Annotated in this window: 18 protein-coding genes; 3 read left to right on the plus strand and 15 right to left on the minus strand. The window is 38.5% G+C overall.

The features are described 5' to 3' along the window. Positions 1-168 precede the first annotated feature (168 nt). Together hslV and hslU are read left to right on the plus strand one after the other, a co-directional pair. A complete protein-coding gene (gene hslV, locus ACFILZ_RS06220) occupies positions 169-750 on the plus strand; it encodes an ATP-dependent protease subunit HslV (protein WP_012754621.1) in 582 nt (193 codons plus the stop codon). After that, the gene (hslU, locus tag ACFILZ_RS06225) at positions 751-2061 is read left to right on the plus strand and encodes an ATP-dependent protease ATPase subunit HslU (RefSeq protein WP_375606778.1); all 1311 of its coding nucleotides are present in this window, start codon (positions 751-753) and stop codon (positions 2059-2061) included. Positions 2062-2080: 19 nt separating this feature from the next. On the opposite strand, the gene ACFILZ_RS06230 is transcribed toward hslU, so the two are convergent. From ACFILZ_RS06230 to rpsO, 3 genes are all read right to left on the minus strand, one after another. Continuing rightward, on the minus strand, positions 2081-3076 hold the full coding sequence (locus ACFILZ_RS06230; protein ID WP_375610548.1) for a class I SAM-dependent methyltransferase: 996 nt from the start codon (positions 3074-3076) through the stop codon (positions 2081-2083). Positions 3077-3147: 71 nt separating this feature from the next. Then, positions 3148-5343 (minus strand): polyribonucleotide nucleotidyltransferase, encoded by a 2196-nt coding sequence (gene pnp / locus ACFILZ_RS06235; protein ID WP_375610547.1) that lies wholly within the window; start codon positions 5341-5343, stop codon positions 3148-3150. A gap of 248 nt (positions 5344-5591) precedes the next feature. Beyond that, positions 5592-5861, minus strand: coding sequence for a 30S ribosomal protein S15 (gene rpsO, locus ACFILZ_RS06240; RefSeq protein WP_005774142.1), 270 nt, complete (start codon positions 5859-5861; stop codon positions 5592-5594). A gap of 314 nt (positions 5862-6175) precedes the next feature. On the opposite strand from rpsO, the gene ACFILZ_RS06245 reads away from it, so the two are divergent. Continuing rightward, entirely contained in the window at positions 6176-7804 is a 1629-nt protein-coding gene (locus ACFILZ_RS06245) for an MFS transporter (protein WP_375610546.1), read from the plus strand. Positions 7805-9406: 1602 nt separating this feature from the next. Here ACFILZ_RS06245 and truB read toward each other — a convergent pair. The 12 genes from truB to ybeY all read right to left on the minus strand — a co-directional run bounded on the left by truB (position 9407) and on the right by ybeY (position 22370). Continuing rightward, positions 9407-10369 (minus strand): tRNA pseudouridine(55) synthase TruB, encoded by a 963-nt coding sequence (gene truB / locus ACFILZ_RS06250; protein ID WP_375606823.1) that lies wholly within the window; start codon positions 10367-10369, stop codon positions 9407-9409. Positions 10370-10373: 4 nt separating this feature from the next. Beyond that, positions 10374-10781 carry a 30S ribosome-binding factor RbfA gene (gene rbfA, locus ACFILZ_RS06255; protein WP_375606782.1) on the minus strand — a complete coding sequence of 136 codons (408 nt, stop codon included), beginning with the start codon at positions 10779-10781 and terminating at the stop codon, positions 10374-10376. A 121-nt stretch (positions 10782-10902) separates the two neighbouring features. Further along, complete coding sequence (gene infB, locus ACFILZ_RS06260) at positions 10903-13422, minus strand: translation initiation factor IF-2 (RefSeq protein WP_375606783.1); 2520 nt, start codon at positions 13420-13422, stop codon at positions 10903-10905. Next, positions 13419-14054 (minus strand): RNA-binding protein, encoded by a 636-nt coding sequence (locus ACFILZ_RS06265; RefSeq protein ID WP_375606784.1) that lies wholly within the window; start codon positions 14052-14054, stop codon positions 13419-13421. Before ACFILZ_RS06265 ends, infB begins: the two co-directional genes overlap by 4 nt. Beyond that, a complete protein-coding gene (gene nusA, locus ACFILZ_RS06270) occupies positions 14055-15686 on the minus strand; it encodes a transcription termination factor NusA (RefSeq protein ID WP_375606785.1) in 1632 nt (543 codons plus the stop codon). A gap of 47 nt (positions 15687-15733) precedes the next feature. After that, the gene (rimP, locus tag ACFILZ_RS06275) at positions 15734-16360 is read right to left on the minus strand and encodes a ribosome maturation factor RimP (RefSeq protein ID WP_375606786.1); all 627 of its coding nucleotides are present in this window, start codon (positions 16358-16360) and stop codon (positions 15734-15736) included. Positions 16361-16511: 151 nt separating this feature from the next. Further along, entirely contained in the window at positions 16512-17213 is a 702-nt protein-coding gene (locus ACFILZ_RS06280; protein WP_375610545.1) for a tRNA (guanine(46)-N(7))-methyltransferase TrmB, read from the minus strand. Beyond that, positions 17210-18478 carry a methionine adenosyltransferase gene (metK, locus tag ACFILZ_RS06285; protein ID WP_375606788.1) on the minus strand — a complete coding sequence of 423 codons (1269 nt, stop codon included), beginning with the start codon at positions 18476-18478 and terminating at the stop codon, positions 17210-17212. Before metK ends, ACFILZ_RS06280 begins: the two co-directional genes overlap by 4 nt. 130 nt (positions 18479-18608) lie before the next feature. Further along, positions 18609-19022: a helix-turn-helix domain-containing protein gene (locus tag ACFILZ_RS06290; RefSeq protein WP_375606789.1), complete on the minus strand. Its 414-nt coding sequence runs from the start codon at positions 19020-19022 to the stop codon at positions 18609-18611. A 148-nt stretch (positions 19023-19170) separates the two neighbouring features. Further along, positions 19171-20805, minus strand: a complete 1635-nt coding sequence (gene lnt / locus ACFILZ_RS06295; RefSeq protein WP_375610544.1) for an apolipoprotein N-acyltransferase — start codon at positions 20803-20805, stop codon at positions 19171-19173. Next, the gene (locus ACFILZ_RS06300; RefSeq protein WP_375606791.1) at positions 20768-21793 is read right to left on the minus strand and encodes a hemolysin family protein; all 1026 of its coding nucleotides are present in this window, start codon (positions 21791-21793) and stop codon (positions 20768-20770) included. Before ACFILZ_RS06300 ends, lnt begins: the two co-directional genes overlap by 38 nt. Positions 21794-21902: 109 nt before the next feature. Further along, positions 21903-22370, minus strand: a complete 468-nt coding sequence (ybeY, locus tag ACFILZ_RS06305) for an rRNA maturation RNase YbeY (RefSeq protein WP_375606792.1) — start codon at positions 22368-22370, stop codon at positions 21903-21905. Positions 22371-22376: the final 6 nt, after the last annotated feature.

Raw genomic sequence — 22376 nt, forward strand, 5'->3', positions numbered from 1 at the left:
TTGCATTGACAACAATGATATCATTTTTCCATTTTCAACAAATTGAGTTATGCTGAATCATTGTGTTTTGCTGTATATGTTCTTAAATAGGACAATAGTAATTGAGTTTTACATTGTATGAAAAGAAATCAATATTAAAAAGTAAAGTTAATATTAAGGAGTTTCCTTATGACAGAACATAAGCCAGACATAATGTATGGTACAACAATTATTACGGTACGAAAAGGTGGAAAAGTCGTGATGGCCGGTGATGGTCAGGTTTCTCTTGGACAGACAATTATGAAAGGCAATGCACGTAAAGTGCGTCGTCTTGGAAAGAACGGAGTGGTTATTGCTGGTTTTGCAGGTGCTACGGCAGATGCTTTTACATTACTGGAGAGATTGGAAACAAAGCTTGAACAATATCCTGATCAGCTTATGCGTGCCTGTGTAGAACTTGCAAAAGATTGGAGAACAGATCGCTATTTGCGTCGTCTCGAAGCAATGATGCTCGTGGCTGATAAGAAAGTAACTTTGGCTCTAACAGGGCTTGGTGATGTTTTAGAACCAGAAGATGGGGTTATGGCAATTGGCTCTGGAGGAAATTTTGCGCTTTCGGCAGCGCGTGCACTCATGGATTTGGATTTGGATGCAGAAACTATTGCTCGTAAAGCTATGGCTATTGCCGCTAAAATTTGTGTTTACACCAATGATCATTTTACGATTGAAACATTGGATGCAGAATTATCTTCTTTAGAGAAAGCTATTTAAATGTGTGTTGTATTTTCCCCTCGTGAGACTGTTTCTGAACTTGATCGTTTTATTATTGGCCAAAATGATGCCAAACGCTCTGTAGCTATTGCACTGCGCAATCGGTGGCGTAGGCAACAGCTTGATGAGCCGATGCGTGAAGAAGTTATGCCAAAAAATATTTTAATGATAGGGCCAACAGGTGTTGGTAAAACTGGTATTGCACGTCGATTAGCAAAACTTTCTGGAGCACCCTTCGTTAAAGTAGAAGCGACTAAATTTACTGAAGTTGGTTATGTGGGACGTGATGTTGAGCAAATTATTCGAGATCTTGTTGAAATTGCCATTTCTCTTGTGCGTGAAAAGAAACGGGATGAAATAAAAGAAAAGGCCCACGTGAATGCTGAAGAGCGTGTTTTAGACGCCCTTGTTGGTAAAACAGCAAGTCCTACTACTCGTGATAGTTTTCGTAAAAAATTGCGTGAAGGTGAATTGGATGAAAAAGAGATTGAAATTGAAGTCGCCGATAATAATAGCAGTAGTGCTTCAACCTTTGATATTCCTGGTATGCCTGGGGCGCAAATGGGTATTATGAATTTATCAGATATTTTGGGAAAAATGGGCAGTCGTACAAAAGTCCGTAAGACAACAGTAAGAGATGCTTTTAAGCCGCTCATTGATGATGAATCTGAAAAACTCCTTGATCAGGAGCAAATTATTCAAGAGGCGCTTCGTGTTGCTGAAAATGACGGTATTGTTTTTATCGACGAGATTGATAAAATTGCAACCAGGGATGGTGGAGCAAGTGTTGCGGTTTCGCGTGAGGGCGTTCAACGGGATCTTTTGCCTTTGGTTGAAGGAACAACAATTTCTACAAAATATGGGCAAATAAAAACCGATCATATTCTTTTTATTGCCTCAGGTGCATTTCATGTTTCCAAGCCATCTGATTTATTACCGGAACTTCAAGGACGTTTGCCCATCCGTGTGGAGCTCAACCCTTTAACAAGGGAAGATTTACGACGCATTCTAACGGAACCAGAAGCTAGTTTGATTAAACAATATATCGCTCTTATGGCAACGGAAGAGGTTCATTTGGAAATTACAGATGATGCAATTGATGCTTTAGCAGATATTGCTGTAGATTTAAACGCAAGGATTGAAAATATAGGGGCACGTCGTTTGCAAACAGTGATGGAGCGCGTTTTGGATGAAATTTCTTTCACCGCGCCTGATAAAGCTGGAACAACATTTACAATTGATGCTGCTTACGTGAGAAAATCTATTGGCGAGCTTGCTGCTGATATCGATCTTTCACGTTTTATTCTTTGAAAGTTATTGCTTGTTCTGTTTATCTGCGTGCTTCGATAATTTTGAAACCATGGGGTTGTTCGTGTATCAACACTGTGCGGAAAATATTTTTTAATAATGTTTCATAAGGCAGGTGGCGGTTTGCAACAAAAAGCAGACTGCCGCTTGGCTTTAAGCACTTTGCAGCATTTATAATAAAATTTTTTCCTAATGAAACATCTGTTGTTTGTTGTGTGTGAAACGGTGGATTTGAAATGATTGTGTCATATAGATTTGTGATAGGTTCATGTACAAGGTCATGCCAATAAAAATGAATTGGAAAAGGAGTTGTTATGGATTTAAGGTGCTGTTTTGCTGCTCTCAAAGCATTGTAGTCTGCTTCATAAAGGTCGAGAGCAGTGAGTTTTTCACTTCTTTCAAGCGCAACGTGAGAAAGATAACCCCATCCAGCACCAAAATCAGCTGTTTTTCCAGAAATAACTTTGAGCATATAAGAAGCAAGCGCAGCAGATCCTGGATCAATACGACCGTGTGAGAACATACCAGAAGTAGTTTGAAATTTACCAAAAGTAAGCGGTGGTGAGCGCAATTGTACAATATTCTGTTTCTCTATTTGTGGAGGAACTTGCAGCCAAAATACCAGACCATGATTTTTAGACAGTTTATTGGTGATGGGGACAATATTTTTGACCCATTTCATCATTGAAGCAGCACCAGCAGTTTTATTCCCACTGATCACAACCCATCCATTGGGTTTAACGCATTCTAATAAATCAAGAAAACAATTTTGATTAAAACCACGATATTTGCTCAAATGTAAAAATGCACCATCATAGTTGAAAGTTTTATCTATTTGAGGAGAGCAGTGAAATTGAGTATCGACAAATTTTAAAAAATCTGGTCGCCAAGGCGTAATAATTTTTAAATTTTGCGCCCATTTTTGAGCCGGAACTTCTGTTAAACCGAAACTCAGCCAACATTGGCTTGGATCTGGATACGGGAGTTCATGATTTTCAAAAGGCAAAAATAATAACACATAGGGCTCTTTCAAAGAAAAATGCCATTCCAATATTGGGATGGCATTTCATGATTGATAAGAAGAAAGGCTTACTCTTCTTTTTTCTTACGGCGGCGCTTATTTTCAGGTTGTTTTTTTTCATCCACGCACTTTTCTTCATTCATCGCTTTATCACCGGTGATTTCCTTTCCGGTTGTTTGATCAACGACCTTCATTGATAACCGAACTTTTCCACGCTCATCAAAGCCCATTAACTTAACCCAAACTTTGTCGCCTTCCTTAATAATATCGGTTGTTTTGGCGACGCGTTCTGATGCAAGTTGAGAGATATGAACGAGTCCATCACGAGAACCAAAGAAGTTTATAAATGCACCAAATTCTGCAGTTTTTACAACTGTTCCTTGGTAGATAGCACCAACTTCAGGTTCATCAACAATAGAATGGATCCAGCGTTTTGCCGCTTCAATGGTTTTAGCATCAGCAGAAGCAATTTTAATGGTACCATCATCTTCAATATTAATTTTTGCTCCTGTTTGTTCCACGATTTCCCGAATAACTTTACCACCAGAGCCGATAACATCACGGATTTTATCGACAGAAATATTCATAACTTCGATTCTCGGAGAAAATTCACTCAGCTCAGCACGTGCACTGGTTAAAGCTTTCGCCATCTCATTAAGGATATGGATTCGGCCACCTTTGGCTTGTTCAAGCGCAATTTTCATAATCTCTTCGGTAATACCATCAATTTTGATATCCATTTGCAAGGCAGTAATACCATTTTCTGTTCCTGCGACTTTAAAATCCATATCTCCAAGATGATCTTCATCTCCTAAAATATCAGAAAGAACAGCAAAGCGTTCTCCTTCTTTAATCAAGCCCATAGCAATACCAGCAACAGGGCGTGCTAGAGGAACACCAGCATCCATGAGAGCAAGTGACGTTCCACAAACTGTTGCCATAGAAGAAGATCCATTGGATTCAGTAATTTCTGAGACAGCACGAATGGTATAAGGAAAAGATTCTTTATTTGGCAACATGGGGTGAATTGCTCTCCATGCCAATTTGCCATGTCCAATTTCACGACGACCAGGAGAACCAAGGCGTCCTGTTTCACCCACGGAAAATGGTGGAAAATTATAATGGAGGAGGAATGTTTCCTTATACATACCCGTTAAAGAATCAACATATTGTTCATCTTCACCAGTTCCCAATGTTGCAACGACAATAGCTTGTGTTTCTCCGCGGGTAAAGAGTGCGGATCCATGTGTGCGGGGTAAAATACTTACTTCTGATTGGATAGGGCGCACGGTAGAAAGATTGCGTCCATCAATACGCTTTTGGGTATCAAGAATGTTTCCACGAACAATTTTTGCTTGCAACTGTTTAAATACGGTTGCAATTTGATCTGCACTAAATTGACAGTCTTTTTCTGTTTCTGGCATAAATTTATTGAGGATTTCTGTTTTTAGTGCATCAATTGCAGCATAACGTTCTTGCTTATCAGTAATTGTGTAAGCCTTTCGTATATCCTGTTCTGCCATTTTCTGCACCGCTTTTTCAAGTTCAGAAAGATCTTCAGGAACAAAATCACGAGGATCTTTTGCAGCAACTTCAGCAAGCTTTATAATAGCATCAAGGACAGGTTGAAGGCCTTTGTGACCAAACATCACAGCTCCCAACATGATATCTTCCGGTAATTCTTGTGCTTCTGATTCAACCATCAAAACAGCACTTTCTGTTCCAGCAACAACAAGATCAAGTTTTGATTCAGGCATTTCATCGATATGAGGATTAAGAACATATTGTCCATTACAATAGCCAACGCGGGCACCGGCTATAGGCCCCATGAAAGGAACACCTGACAGGGTCAATGCGGCAGAAGATGCAATCATTGCAAGGATATCGGGATTGTTTTCGAGATCATGCTGTATAACGGAAACAATAACTTGTGTATCATTTTTATATCCCTCAACGAAAAGGGGACGAATTGGGCGATCAATCAAACGTGAAACCAAAGTTTCATTTTCACTTGGTCGACTTTCACGTTTTAAATAGCCCCCAGGTATTCGACCAACAGCATAGGATTTTTCTTGATAATTAACGGTGAGTGGAAAAAAGTCCTGGTCTGGTTTTGGGATTTTGGCTGATACAACGGTAGCTAAGACAATCGTTTCTCCATAGGTGGCAATCACTGCACCATCAGCTTGACGCGCTATTTTCCCTGTTTCAAGGGTGAGCGGACGCCCGGCCCATTCAATTTCTATCTTGTGCGTTTTAAACATTTTTTATCCTTAATGACCAGTGTTTAAATCTTTGATTGCTCACATTCTGGTTTCGCGTAGCATACTTCCAAGATCTGGGATGGACAACATACTTTTTATCTTTGTTGCAAGAAAAAAGAAGTAAACTGCTTAAATGCGAAACGATGAGCAGTTCTATCCCATAATAACTTATCAGTTTTTAAAATTTTTAATTAAAAGCAACACGTTGAAAAAATGGATGTTTTTTAAATACCACTTCCATTTTTCTTTTAGCGACGCAAACCTAACTTCTTTATAAGTGTCTGATAACGATTTTGGTCAACTCCTTTAAGATAATCAAGAAGACGCCGACGTTGAGATACCATCTTCAAAAGACCACGACGAGAATGATTATCTTTTTTGTGAGATTTAAAGTGGTTTGTTAAATTAGAAATACGTTCAGAAAGTACAGCAATTTGTACTTCTGGTGATCCTGTATCACCAACTTTATTTGCGTATTCTGCGACAAGAGCTTGTTTACGTTCAGCTGTAATCGACATCGTATTATCCTTTCCAAAAACGAAGAAACATAAGGCCACCCATAGCCGAGATGTCGTTCAGCAAGGGTCTGTGAGAAAACAGGAAAAGTCGAAGACTCTTACCTATTTTCGTTCTTATATAGGAAAGAAGGTTAAAATACTAGTCCTTAACAGCATTTTGAAGTCTTTCTTTAAATAAAAGCTTTTGTTTTGAAATATTGATTTAAATAGAGTTTTATGAGAAGTTTTTTAAAGAATTATGCATCCTTTTGATACAAAGATTATGAGCGTGTATGTGGTAACAAAAGTGATAAATACCGATTTGGAGGAAAAAGATGCAGAGCATTTCAACATTAAAACTTTTTCGTAATTCGGTATTTCGAAATTTATGGTCATCTACTCTTATTTCTAATTTAGGGGGGCTGATACAGGCTGTTGGAGCAGGGTGGTTAATGGCCTTGATTAGTTCTTCGCATTCCATGGTTGGGCTAGTTCAAAGTGCCACAACATTACCACTTGTTATGTTTTCTTTGATGGCAGGGGCCTTAGCTGATAATTTTAATCGGCGTCAAATTATGTTGTGTGCGCAGATTATGATGATGGTCATATCCATGAGTTTATCTATTTTAGCCTATATGGGATTTCTAACACCTTGGCTTTTGTTATGTTTTACGTTTTTGATTGGATGTGGTACAGCTTTTTATAATCCTTCTTGGCAAGCAACGATAGGAGATATTGTGAGCAGGGAAAATATTCCTGCTGCTGTTAGTTTGAATAGTGTCGGCTTTAATTTGATGCGGAGTGTTGGTCCTGCGATTGGTGGTGCCATCATTGCAACTTTGGGGGCATCTGCTGCTTTTTTGTTTAATGCTATAAGCTATATTCCTCTTATTGGTGCGTTGTTTTTCTGGAAGTCGAATTATGAAAACAACTCATTGCCACGAGAAAGGCTGTTAGGAGCTGTCTCAGATGGTTTGCGTTATGTTGCGATGTCACCTAATCTCTTAAGTATTATGGTTCGAGCGTTCCTTTTTGGTATAGGAGCAATTTCTATTTTAGCACTTTTGCCAATTGTTGCGCATAAAGTTCTCGGAGGAAATGCCCTTCTTTATGGTACGTTGCTGGGTTGTTTTGGGTTAGGAGCCATGACAGCAGGTATTATTAATGAATTTGTACGGCATCATTTTCGTTCAGAAACAATTATTGCAAGTGCATTTATTGGTTTTGCCTTTTCTTGCTTTTTATTGGGAATAAGCCGTTCACTGATTATAAGCCATATCGCTTTATTTCCTGCAGGTTTATGTTGGGTTTTGGCATTATCGTTGTTTAATACATCTGTACAACTCTCCACACCACGCTGGGTTGTAGCTCGTTCTTTAGCACTTTATCAAACGGCATCTTATGGGGGGATGGCTATTGGAAGTGCAATCTGGGGAGTTTTGGCTGATGGTTATTCTCCAACAATTGCTTTGAGCATTTGTTCTCTATTCTTGATTTTAGGTGCTCTTGCGGGGGTAAAGTTTAGAATTCAAGAAATTCCTCAGATAGATTTAAATCCTCTTGATCATTTTAGAGAGCCGGAATTATTACTCGACCTCAAAGCAAGAAGTGGCCCGATCATGATAATGATTGATTATCAAATTCATGAAAATGATCTCGAAGAGTTTCTTAAAGTGATGACGCGTCGACGCCATATTCGGTTACGTGATGGTGCGCGTCAGTGGGTTCTTTTACGAGATCTTGAAAGACCTGAATATTGGACAGAGGCTTATCATATGCCAACATGGGTAGATTATTTACGCCATAATCATCGTCGCACAAAAGCGGATGCAGAAGTCAATAAGCGTCTGCGTCATTTAAATTGTGCTCCTAACGGTATAAGAGTGCACCGTATGATTGAACGCCAAACAATACCTCAAGCCAATGAGATGCTTTTAAAAGTTTCCTCTGATCATCTCCCTTAGGGTTAAAACAGTTTTTTTGTAAAATATTAAATTATGTTAATATTATTTTGATCAATTTTTTTGCATAAGTGCAACAACAAAAAAACGGGTATTACAATAGTTAATATATTGACTTATAAATGACTAATTATCATTTTTTATGGTAAATAATAGTCTTGAAAAATTTAAGTTTTTCTCATTTCAAATCTGTTTATCTCACTTTATATTGCATCAATCAAAACCATTTTCTTGTACGTCACAAGTAACAGTGGGTATGATAGAAAAAGGAGGATTTCTAATAAACTATTTCGAGTACCAAGGTTTATTACGACACTTTAAATTAGAAAATAGAATGATGATACCGGCTTATATTTTTATTAAGCGTAAAGATGGGGCCATGCGCAATGAATTTTATATATTTTACGAGCGTTGTTGTGAAATAGGTTCGAATGCATTGAGAAATGTTTCTTAAAAAAGTATGTGAATAAGCAGCACAACAATTTTTATTTTAGGCGTCCTATTTTGAGTGAGAAATAATCATATTAAAAGAGCGAGAAAAATAAAAACGTAAGACAAAGCGTAATCCCTATTATTTAAAAATTAGAGTCGAATGAAAGGGATAATAGTAAGATGAAAAATAGCTTGTTTTTGCTTGCATATTTTTTCAAAATGAAGCTATTTTATCCTTTTAAATATTACTCAACCAGATATATCTTTACTCATATCTGGAATAGAAGGTTGAAACTGTTTACAAAATACCAACCATTTTAATCTTTCTTTCAAAAATGTTACAGTATTAGGGTTGAATATTGCTTTATAAGCAAGAGAAGAAATATAGTATTATCAGATAAATAAAGTCATGAAATAAAAAATATACCAACCATGGAATGAAGAGATATACCAGCTTTTTATTCGATACAAAAAACAACGATAAGCGAGTCCCTAGCTTGACAATTTCTTATTCTTTACAGATATTTTTACAAAACCTTTGCGTGCTTTCGTGATGATTAGAATAATCGATTATAAGCATAATGATGTCATTTTTAGGTGGTCAACGATCAATTTTTATTGGATAGATAGTTGGAAGGGATTATCCTTACAATGTGTTTAAATCCTAAGGTTTGAGTTTTTCTATTCGAAACAATTCTTTTCGCCAAAAAGAGATTATGGAGGTGTGTACTGTAATGATCAAATGAGTGATTTAACATGATATAGATTCTTGAGTTTTTAAGGTTGGATGCAATGCATATGATTCCAACACATTGATTATAAGAATAAATAACTGTTTTTTATATTGAATGTAAAAGTCTAGATATCTTAGGATTATTTCATTTTAAATGTGTTTAGGTTGAATCCATCCAAATCATTCGCTGATTCATTACAAACGGAGGTTAATGTGTAAGTAAAAAGAGATTGAAAAAGGGATATAACATGCCGCTTATGAATCTTTTTAAATGCAAGGACTGTTGTGACATTAGGGGGGACAAAGTGTATGATGGTGTTGGCTTGTATCGTTAACTTAATTTTTGATGTGAATAAGAAAAATGGAGACAATGAAAAGCAAAACATTTTCTTTATTTGAGAGAGAAAAATGATTTTTCCGCAAAAGGGGGAAAGAATCGATTAAATTGTAAAAATCCGCTTTGCTTTAAATAGACCTTTGTCGAGGGTGCCGATAGCAAGAAGTTGTTCCTTATAGAGGACACAAATTTCATCTTCATCAAGAGGTACTTTGTGATGACACAAGGGTATAGAATGCCCCTTCATAACTCTTTGTGCTTGGGTTTCATTAAGGGTATAATGAAAGAGGCAATCCAATGCAGCGCTCGTTTCAATTAAGAGCCCATCAAGTGTTGTGAATTTTTTTTCAAAAGAACGATTATTTTCCTCTGTAGTGTTTTTATTTGGCGGAATGGCTGCTTTTAGTTCCTCCCATGTAATGAGATCTTCTTCATCAAAAGGTGCGACGGCAATACGTCTTAAATCAGCAATATGCCCATAGCAACCGAGATCACGTCCCATATCGCGTGCTAAAGAGCGCACATAAGTTCCTTTTCCGCAGGTTATTTCAAAGGCAGAATGCTCTTTGGTAGGCATTTCTAATAACTTGAAAGTTTCTATTTCCACTTCACGGGGCGGAATTTCAACAACTTCCCCTTCACGCGCTAAATCATAGGCACGATTTCCGGCAATTTTGATTGCTGAAAACTGTGGAGGTGTTTGCAAAATAATACCTGTATATTGAGGAAGAAGAGCAAGTATTTCTTCTCGAGTTGGACGTTTGAGAGATGTTTTGGTTATTTCTCCTTCTAGATCATCTGTTGAGCGCTCTTGCCCCCAAGCAATATGAAAACGGTAAGTTTTTTTGCCTTGCATCACGTAAGGGACGGTTTTGGTTGCTTCGCCCAATGCAATGGGAAGGAGACCAGAAGCAAGAGGATCAAGTGTACCCGCATGTCCTGCCTTTTGAGCATGGAAGAGCCATTTGATTTGTGAAACAGCTTCTGTTGATTTCATTCCTTTTGGTTTATCAAATATGACCCAGCCAGAAACAGGACGCCCTTTTTTCTTATGTTGCCGCGCCATATCTTTAATCCTCATCTGTATCACTATGGTGAAGATCGCGTGCAACCTCAGGCGAGCGAAGGAGGGCATCAATTTTTGAAAAATTATCAAAACTATTATCAAGTCGGAAACGCAGTTCTGGCATATATTTCATTTGTCGCAACGCATGACTGATTTCTCCACGGAGAAAACGACTACGTTTATTGAGGGTATCAACAACATCGGTATGAGAAGCATTTTTAAGAGTGCTGAGAGGTGATACAAAGCAAGTAGCAATTTTTAAATCTGGTGACATGCGTACTTCAGAGACAGAAATAACAATATCTTTTAAGATATCATCAAGCAAAATATCACGCTGTAATATATGCGCTATTGCATGACGTACTTGCTCTGCTACTCTAAGTTGCCGTTGTGATGGCCCTGCATTTTTCATCAAAGTTTTATCCTTGCTACAAGATCTCTTTTTTGACCATTTAGATAAGGAAAAAGAGATATTGCGTATAAAACCTAATAACTTTTCTCATTTCACAACAGAGTAAAGTTATTGGATTATTTTATAATGTGCGATTAATATGTTCGATACGGAAGGTCTCAATGATGTCTCCTGCACGCATGTCTTCATAATTTTCAAAGGCTATTCCACATTCTTGACCACTTTGCACTTCATTGACTTCATCCTTAAAGCGTTTGAGTGTTTTCAGCTTTCCTTCGTGAATAACGATATTATCGCGGATAAGGCGAACACCGGCTCCTCGTTCTATTTTACCTTCTGTAACGCGACAGCCTGCAACTTTTCCAATTTTTGTAATGTTAAAGACTTCTAGAATTTCAGCATTACCAAGGAATGTTTCACGCTGTTCTGGTGAGAGTAATCCAGACATAGCAGCCTTGATATCATCAACAAGATCGTAAATGATGTTATAATAACGAATTTCAATTCCTTGTGTTTTAGCAAAATCACGTGCTTGCTTATTGGCTCGAACATTAAAGCCAATTACAGCAGAGTTAGAAGCTTCCGCAAGAGAAATATCACTTTCGGTAATTCCTCCAGCACCAGAATGTACAATACGCGCACGAACTTCGTCATTTCCGAGTTTTTCCAATGCTGAAGCGATTGCTTCAATTGATCCTTGCACATCCCCTTTTATAATAAGAGAAAATTCCTTAACACCAGTCGTTTGCAATTTTGTCATCATCTGTTCAAGAGAACCACGTGAACCAGTTTGCCGCGCAACAGCTTTATCACGTGCTAATCGTTGACGATATTCAGAAATTTCACGTGCTTTTGCTTCATGTGTGACAACAGCAAAACGGTCTCCGGCTTGTGGTGTTCCTTGCATGCCTAAAATTTCAATTGGTGTAGAGGGAACAGCTTCTTTGACATGGCGGCCATGGTCGTCAATCAAAGCACGCACACGACCCCATTCATTTCCGGCAACGATAATATCAGAAGGGTGTAATGTACCTTTTTGAACAAGAACTGTTGCAACAGACCCACGTCCGCGATCCAATTTGGCTTCAATGATAACGCCCTCTGCAGTTCGTTGAGGATCTGCTTTCAGATCAAGCATTTCAGCCTGAAGAAGGATAGCTTCGAGAAGTTTATCAAGATTTTGACCAGTTTTAGCAGAAACTTCAACGTCCAAAGTTTCTCCACCCATAGTTTCAACAAACACTTCATGTTGTAGAAGTTCTGTACGCACTTTTTGTGCATTCGCAGCTGGTTTATCAATTTTGTTGATAGCAACAATGATAGGGACACCAGCAGCTTTCGCATGATTGATTGATTCAATCGTTTGAGGCATAACACTATCATCAGCGGCTACAACGAGAACAGCAATATCAGTAACACGCGCTCCGCGTGCACGCATAGCCGTAAATGCAGCATGCCCTGGTGTATCAATAAAGGTAATTTTTTGACCGTTTTGTTCTACTTGATAGGCACCAATATGCTGCGTAATACCTCCTGCTTCGCCAGAAACAACATTTGCTTTACGAATAGCATCCAAAAGAGAAGTTTTTCCGTGGTCAACATGGCCCATAATGGTTACAACAGGGGGGCGTTGCTGCATGTTTTGAGGATTATCTGTTATATTAAAGATACCTTCTTCTACGTCAGATTCTAAAACACGTTTAACAGTATGGCCAAATTCAACAGCGATGAGTTCGGCAACATCTGCATCAATAACATCGCCCGGTTTCATCATTTGTCCTTGTTTCATCAAGAATTTAATCACATCAACAGAACGCTCAGTCATACGTTGTGCGAGCTCTTGAATGGTAATCGTTTCAGGAAGAACAACTTCGCGAGAAATTTTTTCTCTTGGTTCTTGATTTTGTGCACGCTTAAACTTTTCCTGTCTACGCCGCATTGCAGCCATTGAGCGCCCACGTGCGCTTCCTTCTTCATCCAGTGCACTATTCAGAGTTAGCTTTCCGCGTCTCCGCTCATCAGCTCCTTTGACAACTTTGGGTATACGTATGTCTGACTTAGCAGGATTAGCACGTCGACTATGCCGTTCTTCCTCTTTATTGTCATCTATTTTGCGTTTTTCAACCACGGTTGTATGTTTAGGTGCAATAGGAATATCTGTCTGTTCAATGAGAGGGGGAACAGGTGGAATCTGTACTGGCGATATTTCTTCTTCTTGTTGGAGATGTATTTCTTTTTCTTTAATTTCTTGCTGTAAAATTTCTTCACGCTCTTTAGCGCGCCTTGCTTCTTCTTCGGCTTGTTCTCGCGTTATTCTTTCTTGGATATGTGCTTCTTCTAATGCGCGAAGTCTTGCTTCCATTTCAGCCGATGAAAGATTGCTTTTGGCTACAGATTCTTGAGGCTTTTTTTCCTCAAAACGTGGTTTAGAGCGCTGAGAAGCCACATGCGGCTTTGTAATGGGCTGTAGGGTTTCAGATTTTTCATCAGGTCGCGTAATTTTACGCCGTTTGGTTTCGACAACGACAGCCTTCGTACGGCCATGACTAAAATTTTGTTTAACCGTACTCGTTTCCAAGACAGACCTCTTGAGAGTTAGTGTCTTCTTGACGGTTGTTTTGTCGTTGTTATTTTCACTCATTGTACTTCCTTCACGGCTTGTGCCGTCATCTCACTAGACTTACTATGCTTGTCGTCACGATAGCTGATCAATTTACATGTTGTTTTGAGAAATCCTCCAGCAGCTTTTGTGTCCAGTAAGGCCGCGTGCATTACAGGATTAGAGCCAAAAGCCACTCGCATTTCATCACTTGTAAATAAAGATATGGTTTTTATAGTCCGATTTGTTTGTTGTTGTATTGAATGGATGGCCTGTGCAATTTTTCGTTTCCCATCTTCTGTTGTTTCTTTAGCATGAAGTACAAGAATAACTTTACCAGAGCGGATAGCAGCGTCAACCTTTGTTGCTCCCATAACAATTGCTCCCGCTTTTCGCGCCATGGAAAGGCTTGAAAGAGCGGCTTTTAGTAAAAGCGTATCAACAACATGCACAAGATTTGGTGCAACTTCAACATCTGTTTTAAAATTTCTATGAAAAGCTTTTTGTTTGATTGCTTTCTCAATAACAGCGTGATGGGCAGAAATCCAAACGCCACGCCCTGGTAAATTCGCTTTAAGATCAGGAACAATTTGGTTATTGGGACCAATAACAAAACGGATCAGTGTTTGTACTGAAGCATTTTTTCTGGTTACAATGCAAGTCCGTTCATTCATTTAAAGTGTATCCACATCCAAATCATCTGTTTTTTCATTTTCTGCAGAATTTTCATCTTCTACAGGACTTTCTGTAACAAGATCAGCTTGGTCTATCCAGCCTGCTTGTACACGTGCGGCTAAAACCATAGCTTCTGCATCTGCGCGTGTAATGTCAAAAGGGGTTAAAATACCAGAAAAATTCTGTGTTTGACCTTCTTTACGTTCTCTCCAACCAGCTAAATCATCAACGGCATAGCCAGCAAAGTCTTCTATCGTTTTTACACCATCCTCACCTACAGCAACCAACATAGCACTTGTCATTCCAGGAAGTGTTCGCAATTCGTCAGAAACTCCGAGTTTTTTACGTTTTTCGTCGAGCTCTTTTTCTTGCCGATCAAGATATTCGCGGGCACGACTTTGGATTTCATTAGCAGTTTCATGGTCAAAACCATCAATAGAAGCAATTTCTTCAAGATCAATATAGGCGATTTCTTCAATAGAAGAGAAACCCTCTGATGCCATAACCTGTCCGATCATTTCGTCAACCTCTAAGGCCTCCATAAACAATTTACTCCGTTCAGTAAATTCTTTTTGACGATTCTCAGATTCTTCTTTTTCCGTTAAAATATCAATGTTCCATCCTGTTAGTTGCGAAGCCAAGCGAACATTTTGCCCACGTCGTCCAATAGCAAGGCTAAGTTGATCATCTGGCACAATAACTTCAATCCGTTCAGCATCTTCATCAAGGATGATTTTAGAAACTTCAGCAGGTTGCAGTGCATTAACGACAAATGTTGCCGCATCAGGCGACCAAGGAATAATATCAATTTTTTCGCCTTGTAATTCAGCAACAACAGCTTGTACACGACTTCCTCGCATTCCAACGCATGCTCCAACAGGATCAATGGAACCATCGCGTGAAACAACGGCGATTTTAGCCCGTGAGCCTGGATCACGAGCAACAGATTTGATTTCTATAATACCATCATAAATTTCAGGTACTTCCATAGTGAAAAGTTTTACCATAAATTGGGGATGGGTGCGTGAAAGGAAAATTTGCGGCCCACGCGTTTCACGGTGTACATCATTGACAAAAGCACGAATGCGATCTCCATAGCGGAATGATTCACGAGGAATTAATTCATCACGGCGCACAATAGCTTCACCGCGCCCTAGATCAACGATGACGTTACCATATTCCACACGCTTAACTGTACCAGAAATAATTTCACCAACTTTATTTTTGAATTCTTCATATTGCTGATCACGCTCTGCATCGCGTACTTTTTGTACAATAACCTGTTTAGCAGATTGTGCTGCGATACGTCCAAAATCCATAGGAGGTAAAAGATCAGCAAAAAAATCACCAATTTTTGCTTCTGCTTGACGTTTGAGAGCATCAGACAAAGTAATTTCCGTTGTATAGTCTTCAACGACATCAACGATTTTAAGCAGGCGCTGTAATTTAATTTCACCTGTTTTAGAATTGATTTCAGCACGAATATTGGTTTCTTGACCATAACGAGAACGTGCTGCTTTTTGAATAGCATCAGCCATCGCAGAAATGACAATTTCACGGTCGATTGACTTTTCACGTGCAACAGCATCTGCAATTTGCAGAATCTCAAGCCTGTTAGCGCTTGTAGCCATCAATTTTCTCCTTCTTTGTGCCACACGATGGGTATTTCCCAGTGATATTATTTTTTGAAATTGAGCGTCTGTATAGAGTCGTTAGCGTTCTCTTCGGCAATGAATTGTTGACTTAAATCTTTATTTTGTTTCAATGCATCGCGAATAAGCTCATCGGTAAGCACTAAATGCGCATTTATAATATCACAAAAGGAAATAGGGGTATACATGGCTTCTCCATAAGCAGCTTTATCAGTGTTTAAAATAAATCCATCTTGCGTGATATTTGTAAGTGTCCCGCGAAATTTTCGGCGCCCATCAATTGTTATTTTGGTTTCAATTTTTGCAAGATGACCTTGCCAATGAAAAAAATCAGATTTTCTTACCAATGGACGATCAATTCCAGGGGATGAGATTTCTAAATGATATTTGCGTTCAATAACATTTTGTACATCAAGGAGGGGAGAAACAGTTCGACTAACCGTTTCACAATCTTCTATGGTCATAGAACCATCGGCACGTTCAACCATAATTTGAAGTGTTAAACCATTTTGACCAAGAAGTTTCACGCGAACCAAACGAAAACCTAAAGGTTTAAGTAGTGGTATGACAAGAGCAGCAACCTGTGCTTCGATACCATCTTCTTCAAACAGGCGCGGTTCGTCAAGATTGCTTATTTTTTCAACTTCATTCATAAATTTTATCCAAGTTGGTTTCATCAGTTTTATGATATTAAAAAAGAGCGGGTCCAACGGCCCACTCTTCATCATAAGACCAAGAATTTAACTATTGATACTCTTAAATTCAAAATTTTTCAAGTTGTTTATGAGAAAAGCGCTTGATCATTTATTTCTTGATAAAGGTAAGATAGGCAGGCGTTCGTCCTTCGCGGAGAGCTTTTGCTTCATAGCGGGTTTCGCTCCATAGTGGATAAGGGAGTTTCCAGTCTTGAGGGCTTTCTGCTTTCCATTCAAAGTGATCATGTTGTGCACAATGGTACAAAGTCCAGTTTACATAACTGTCTATATCGCTAGCAAAGCGAAAAAATTTTCCTATTTTAAGAACACGAGAAAAACGGTTAAGATTTTTTATATTGATGAAGCGTCGTTTCCAGTGTTTCTTTTTCGGCCAAGGATCAGGATAGAAGAGGTCTATTCCATCAAGCGAATTATCAGGGAGCCAATCCAGAAGGCGTGTAGCATCATCATTATAGAGGCGAAGACGATTTTGATGGTTTTGATGCTGTTCAAGAGACGACAATATTTTTGCCATGCCATTGATAAAGGGCTCGACACCGATAAAACCGGTTTTTGGAAAATATGCCATTTCATGAAGTAAATGTTCACCTCCACCAAAACCGATTTCAAGTCGAACTTCTCTTACTTTGCTTGAAAATAAAGATGTAAGGTTTAAGGGAGGAGGGACATTTAAATCAATATTCAAACTGGGGAGAAGCATTTGTATACGTGTAAGCTGATTGTTTCGAAGTTGTTTTCCTTGTCGGCGTCCAAAAAATGCTTCACTCTTACGTATATTATGTTTAATCATGGGATTTGGATCATTGTTTGAAGCGTTTTCACGAGATCAGTTTTTTCCCATGAAAACGAACCATCGTGTTTTGGTTTACGACCAAAGTGACCATAGGCAGCTGTTTTTGCATAAATAGGTTTATTGAGGTCAAGATGTTTTCGAATGCCGGTAGGTGAAAGGTCCATTATTTTGCGGATGGCTTCTTCAATAACCTTTTCATCGACTTTTCCTGTTCCATGAAGATTAAGATAAATAGATAAAGGTTGTGCAATACCAATTGCATAGGAGAGTTGAATGGTGCATCTTTCTGCTAAATGAGCAGCAACAATATTTTTAGCCAGATAGCGTGCCGCATAGGCAGCAGAACGATCAACTTTTGTTGTATCTTTTCCTGAAAAAGCACCGCCTCCATGGGGTGCTGCACCTCCGTAAGTATCCACAATAATTTTGCGTCCCGTTAATCCGGCATCACTTTGAGGACCACCAATGACAAATTTTCCTGTTGGGTTTATATACCAACTACATTGAGCTGAAATGGGAATGTCATGTAAAGCTTGGCGAATGTAAGGTTCAACCACTGTACGCACTTTATTGGAATCCCAACTTTCATCAAGGTGCTGCGTTGAAAGAACAATGGATGTGACCTCTATCGGTTTTCCATTTTTATAACGTATGGTTATTTGGCTTTTAGCATCTGGTCCTAATTTTCCAGTTTCTCCCTCTCCTTTATGACGGGCTGCGGCAAGAAGTTTGAGAATTTTATGCGCATAATAAATTGGCGCAGGCATGAGATCAGGTGTTTCACGGCAAGCATATCCAAACATGATGCCTTGATCACCTGCTCCTTCTTCACCATGCCGATCCGTAGCATTATCAACCCCTCTTGCTATATCAGCTGATTGTGGGCGCAAAAGAACATCAATTTTAACAGTTTTCCAATGGAATCCTGCTTGTTCATAGCCAATGGTACGAATAGCACGGCGCGCTGCTGTACGAAAACGTGTAGGATTAATGAGTGGAAAGCCAGTCTTATCATAGATGAATTCTTTATTTTTATCTTTTTTTAATAGCGTATCGGGAACACGCACTTCACCAGCGATAACAACACGGTTGACACTGACGAGAGTTTCACATGCAACGCGTACTAACCATGGATCAGTACCAGTCTTTTCAGCTTCTTTATAGATCATATCAACGATTTCATCGGAAATACGATCACAAATTTTATCAGGATGTCCTTCCGATACCGATTCGCTCGTAAAAAGATAATCTTGATGCGGCATAGGAACTCCTTCAAAAAAGAAAACCAACGATTTAATCAATTGCTTACTAAAGTCGTCACCATTTGCTAATTCTACAGCAAATAGCCAATGCAAATGTATATGAATAAAAGAGAAAAGATATAATTTTAATTTATAACTTATTTGTCAAATCTTCCTCAGAAAGTGCTTTTGCCAAGTCAATAATTTTTCGACGCACTTTAGCATCAGATATATTTGTAAAAGCGCGCATGAGCTGAATCCCTTCGCTGCTAGAACAAAAGTCTATAAAATTGTGTTCACTTTCAGCAAAACCTTCTACTTGTTGGGAGGTAAGTCCTTTATCAAAAAAGTAAGAAACAGGAACATCCATAATTTCCGCTATCGCTTGAAGACGGCTGGCACCAATACGGTTTGTTCCTTTTTCATATTTTTGGATTTGCTGAAAAGTAATTCCTAATTTCTCACCTAGTTTCTCTTGAGTGAGTCCTAAAATATTACGACGTAAACGGATACGAGTTCCAACATAGATATCTATAGGGTCAGGTTTTTTTCTAGTTTCGGTCATAATGCAACTCTTTATTTCCAGCATTTTTCTTCTAAACCAACATCATATTTATGCGCAGTTGATTTATCATATAATTAAAACAATATGTAATATTTTTTCCCAATATTACTGGTACACGCAACATAATACCGTACAAAGGGCACTTGAATCATTTAAGCTGTTTTGTAAAACCAAAACCAATACGACACAATAGCATAAGGATGAATAAGGTAAAAGTAGAGAAAGTTCTGTATTCATTGCTTCCTATAGGGGTAATGGATGATGGAATTCGTGAATCAATAATGCCCACAGCATTTTGTCGAAGAGCTACAACGATTCGTCCATAAGAATCAATAACAGCTGATATGCCATTATTGGCTGCCCGTATGAGGGGAATTCCCAGTTCAACGGCACGAAGCTGTGCTTGTTGAAGATGTTGATAGGGTCCAGGTGTTACACCAAACCATGCATCATTTGTAATATTAATAATTGCTTGAGGCGGGGAGCCTTTGAAAGTCATTTCATGGGGAAATATTGCTTCATAACAAATCAAGGGTAGATAAGAAAATCCGTTTGGCATTGTAACAATTTTGCGCACACTTGCAGCACTATATCCACCAATATTATCGGCAAGGGTGCGCAATCCAATTTTTTTCAATAAATTCTGATAAGGAAGATACTCACCAAAAGGAACCAAATGAAGTTTATCGGAAGTATTTAAAATATTACCTTGAGCATTAATGACTGCAATTGTATTAAAATATTGTGTTTGGGAATGAGGTAGATCATTGCTGGCGCGTATTGCTCCAACAATAGCCCATTGTTTAGGTTTTAAAAGAGAGGCGATGTGCATTGTGATAGATGATTGATCATAGAGAAGGTAAGGAACGGAAGCTTCAGGCCATACGATAAAATCGGGTTCTGAATTTTGATCGGTTGTTGGTGTTGCACTTAGCTTCATATGCGCTTCCAACATAGCTTCTCGTGTATTATCACGCAATTTTATATTTTGTTGGATGGACGGTTGAACAATGCGCACCCAATAAGCACTTTTTTGATCTTCAGCTGTGTCTTCTATAGTATGAAGACGATAAAACCCAAAACCACAGTGAATGAAGATAAGTGATAAGCAAAGAGAAAGTGCCACTTTCTTTTTTTCATCTGTGAGTAAAACAGTTGGCAAACTGTAGGCTAAGACAGCAAGAATATTCATTCCGTAAAGTCCCACGATTGCATCAGATTGCATGAACATTGGGGTTGGCATGGCTGTATAGCCAAGAGAGTTCCATGGAAATCCTGTGAATAAAAACGCACGCAACCACTCGGACAATCCTAATGCAAAGGCTAAAACAAAAAAGCGTGCTATTCCTTTTGTCCATAATAAACCGACAATGAAACCAGAAAAAAACCAATAAAGAGAAAGGTAGAGTGGAGGGACTAAAATGGCTAATGGGACGGCCCAACCAAAAGAATCTGGATCTGTTAACAAAGCATTGCATAGCCACCAAAGGCCGCAAATAAAATAACTAAAACCAAAGGTTCCACAGCTTAAAGCGTAAGTAAAAAAATGTTTTTTATTATTTTTGGTGGCTTGTATTGAGTCCAGTAAAACAATAAAGAGAGGGAAAGTTAAAAAGCAAAGAGGTGTTAAATAAAAGGGTGGAAGTGCAAAAGAAGTAAGAGCACCACACAGAAATATCCATGCTTGGCGTTTCCAGCCTGTAACAGAGAATAAAAAAACAATGAAATTGTGTAAAAACGCTGAACTATTCTTTAGGGATGGCATTGTTTTCAAGATTCTCATTTTTTGGAATGCGAAAAATGCGCAACCGTTTAATCCGGCGTTTATCAGCTTCTAAAATACGAAATCTATAGCCAGGTACAGCTTCAACAATTTCACCTTTGGCAGGAATGCGATCAAGAATGGAGACGATCAAACCACCAATAGTATCAACTTCATCACCATATTCCCCTACGATAAAATCAGGACCAAGAGCTTTCTCCACATCTTCTAGTTCAGTTCTTGCATCAACGAGCCATTTATTATTGGGTTCACGTACGATAGCATTGTCGACATTATCATGTTCATCTTCGATATCCCCAACGACTAACTCAACAATATCTTCCATTGAAACGAGACCATCTGTTCCTCCATGTTCATCAATAACTAAAGCCATTTGAGTTCGTGTAGTTTGCATCCGTGTTAATAATTTGCTTGCAAGCATAGAACTGGGAACAAAGAGAACTGTTCGGATCAAGTCCAATTCACCGATTGGAGTATGTAAGTCTGTATGGTTTAATTGAAGAAAATCGGATTTTTGTTCGGTTTTTGTTGGATTGATAATAAAGCGAATCATATAGTTAAGAATATCGCGGATATGGATCATGCCGCGCGGATCATCTAAAGTTTCAGCATAAACGGGTATGCGAGAATGACCAATTTTTGCAAAACATTTAAGGGTTTCTCCAAGTGAAGTGTTTATTTCTAATGCTTCGATTTCAGAACGAGGTATCATAACATCATCCACGCGTGCTTCACGTAAACGTAAAATGTTATGCAGCATAGTACGTTCTTCAGGCGAGAAGGGGGCGGTATCTTTTTCATTGTTAGTCGTGAGGGCAACGGTAAGATCATCGCGCAGTGACGTAGGTGCACAATTACGACCACGTAAGAATGAAAATAAATGATTCATCAGAGAATATTTTTCTGTATGATTCGTCTGTTGAGAAGATTTTTTTTCATTGTTAGAAGATGTTTGACTATTATTTTGTGTATTTATTTTGTTGTCCATGGTTTTGAAATCTTCTAAACTTTCTTTCTTATAATAGATAAATAAGAGGCTTTAAATGGTATGCTTGTAATATTAATTTTAAAAGTTAAATTTTATCATTGATAGACAATTATGCGTAAGGATCTCTTATGGAAAGCTTTTGAAGAATTTCTCTTTCGAGCTTTTCCATTTTATATGCTTCATCATCAGTTTCATGGTCATAACCAAGCAGATGCAAGATACCATGAACAATCATATGTGTTAAATGGTCTTGAAATGTTTTTCCTTCTTTCTCTGCTTCGAAAACAACAGTTTCTCGGGCAATAATAATATCACCGAGCATGGGACCAGGTCGATTTCCAGCCTTAAGTGGAAAAGCAGGAAAGGATAATACATTAGTAGATTTGTTTTTGTTGCGCCATTGTGCATTGATTTGTGCCATATGTTCATCATTCGTAAAAAGCAAGCTAATCTCGCTTACAACATTTGCCAATGAAACATGATGCATAGTTGTCATTAATGCTTTTTCAGTGATATTATAAAGCATTTTCTCATCATTCCACCCTGCGCTTTTAATCATTATATCAATAATAATCATGATGAA

Origin of the sequence: Bartonella sp. AP40SXNS (assembly GCF_042195825.1) — a bacterium.
Classification (GTDB): domain Bacteria; phylum Pseudomonadota; class Alphaproteobacteria; order Rhizobiales; family Rhizobiaceae; genus Bartonella.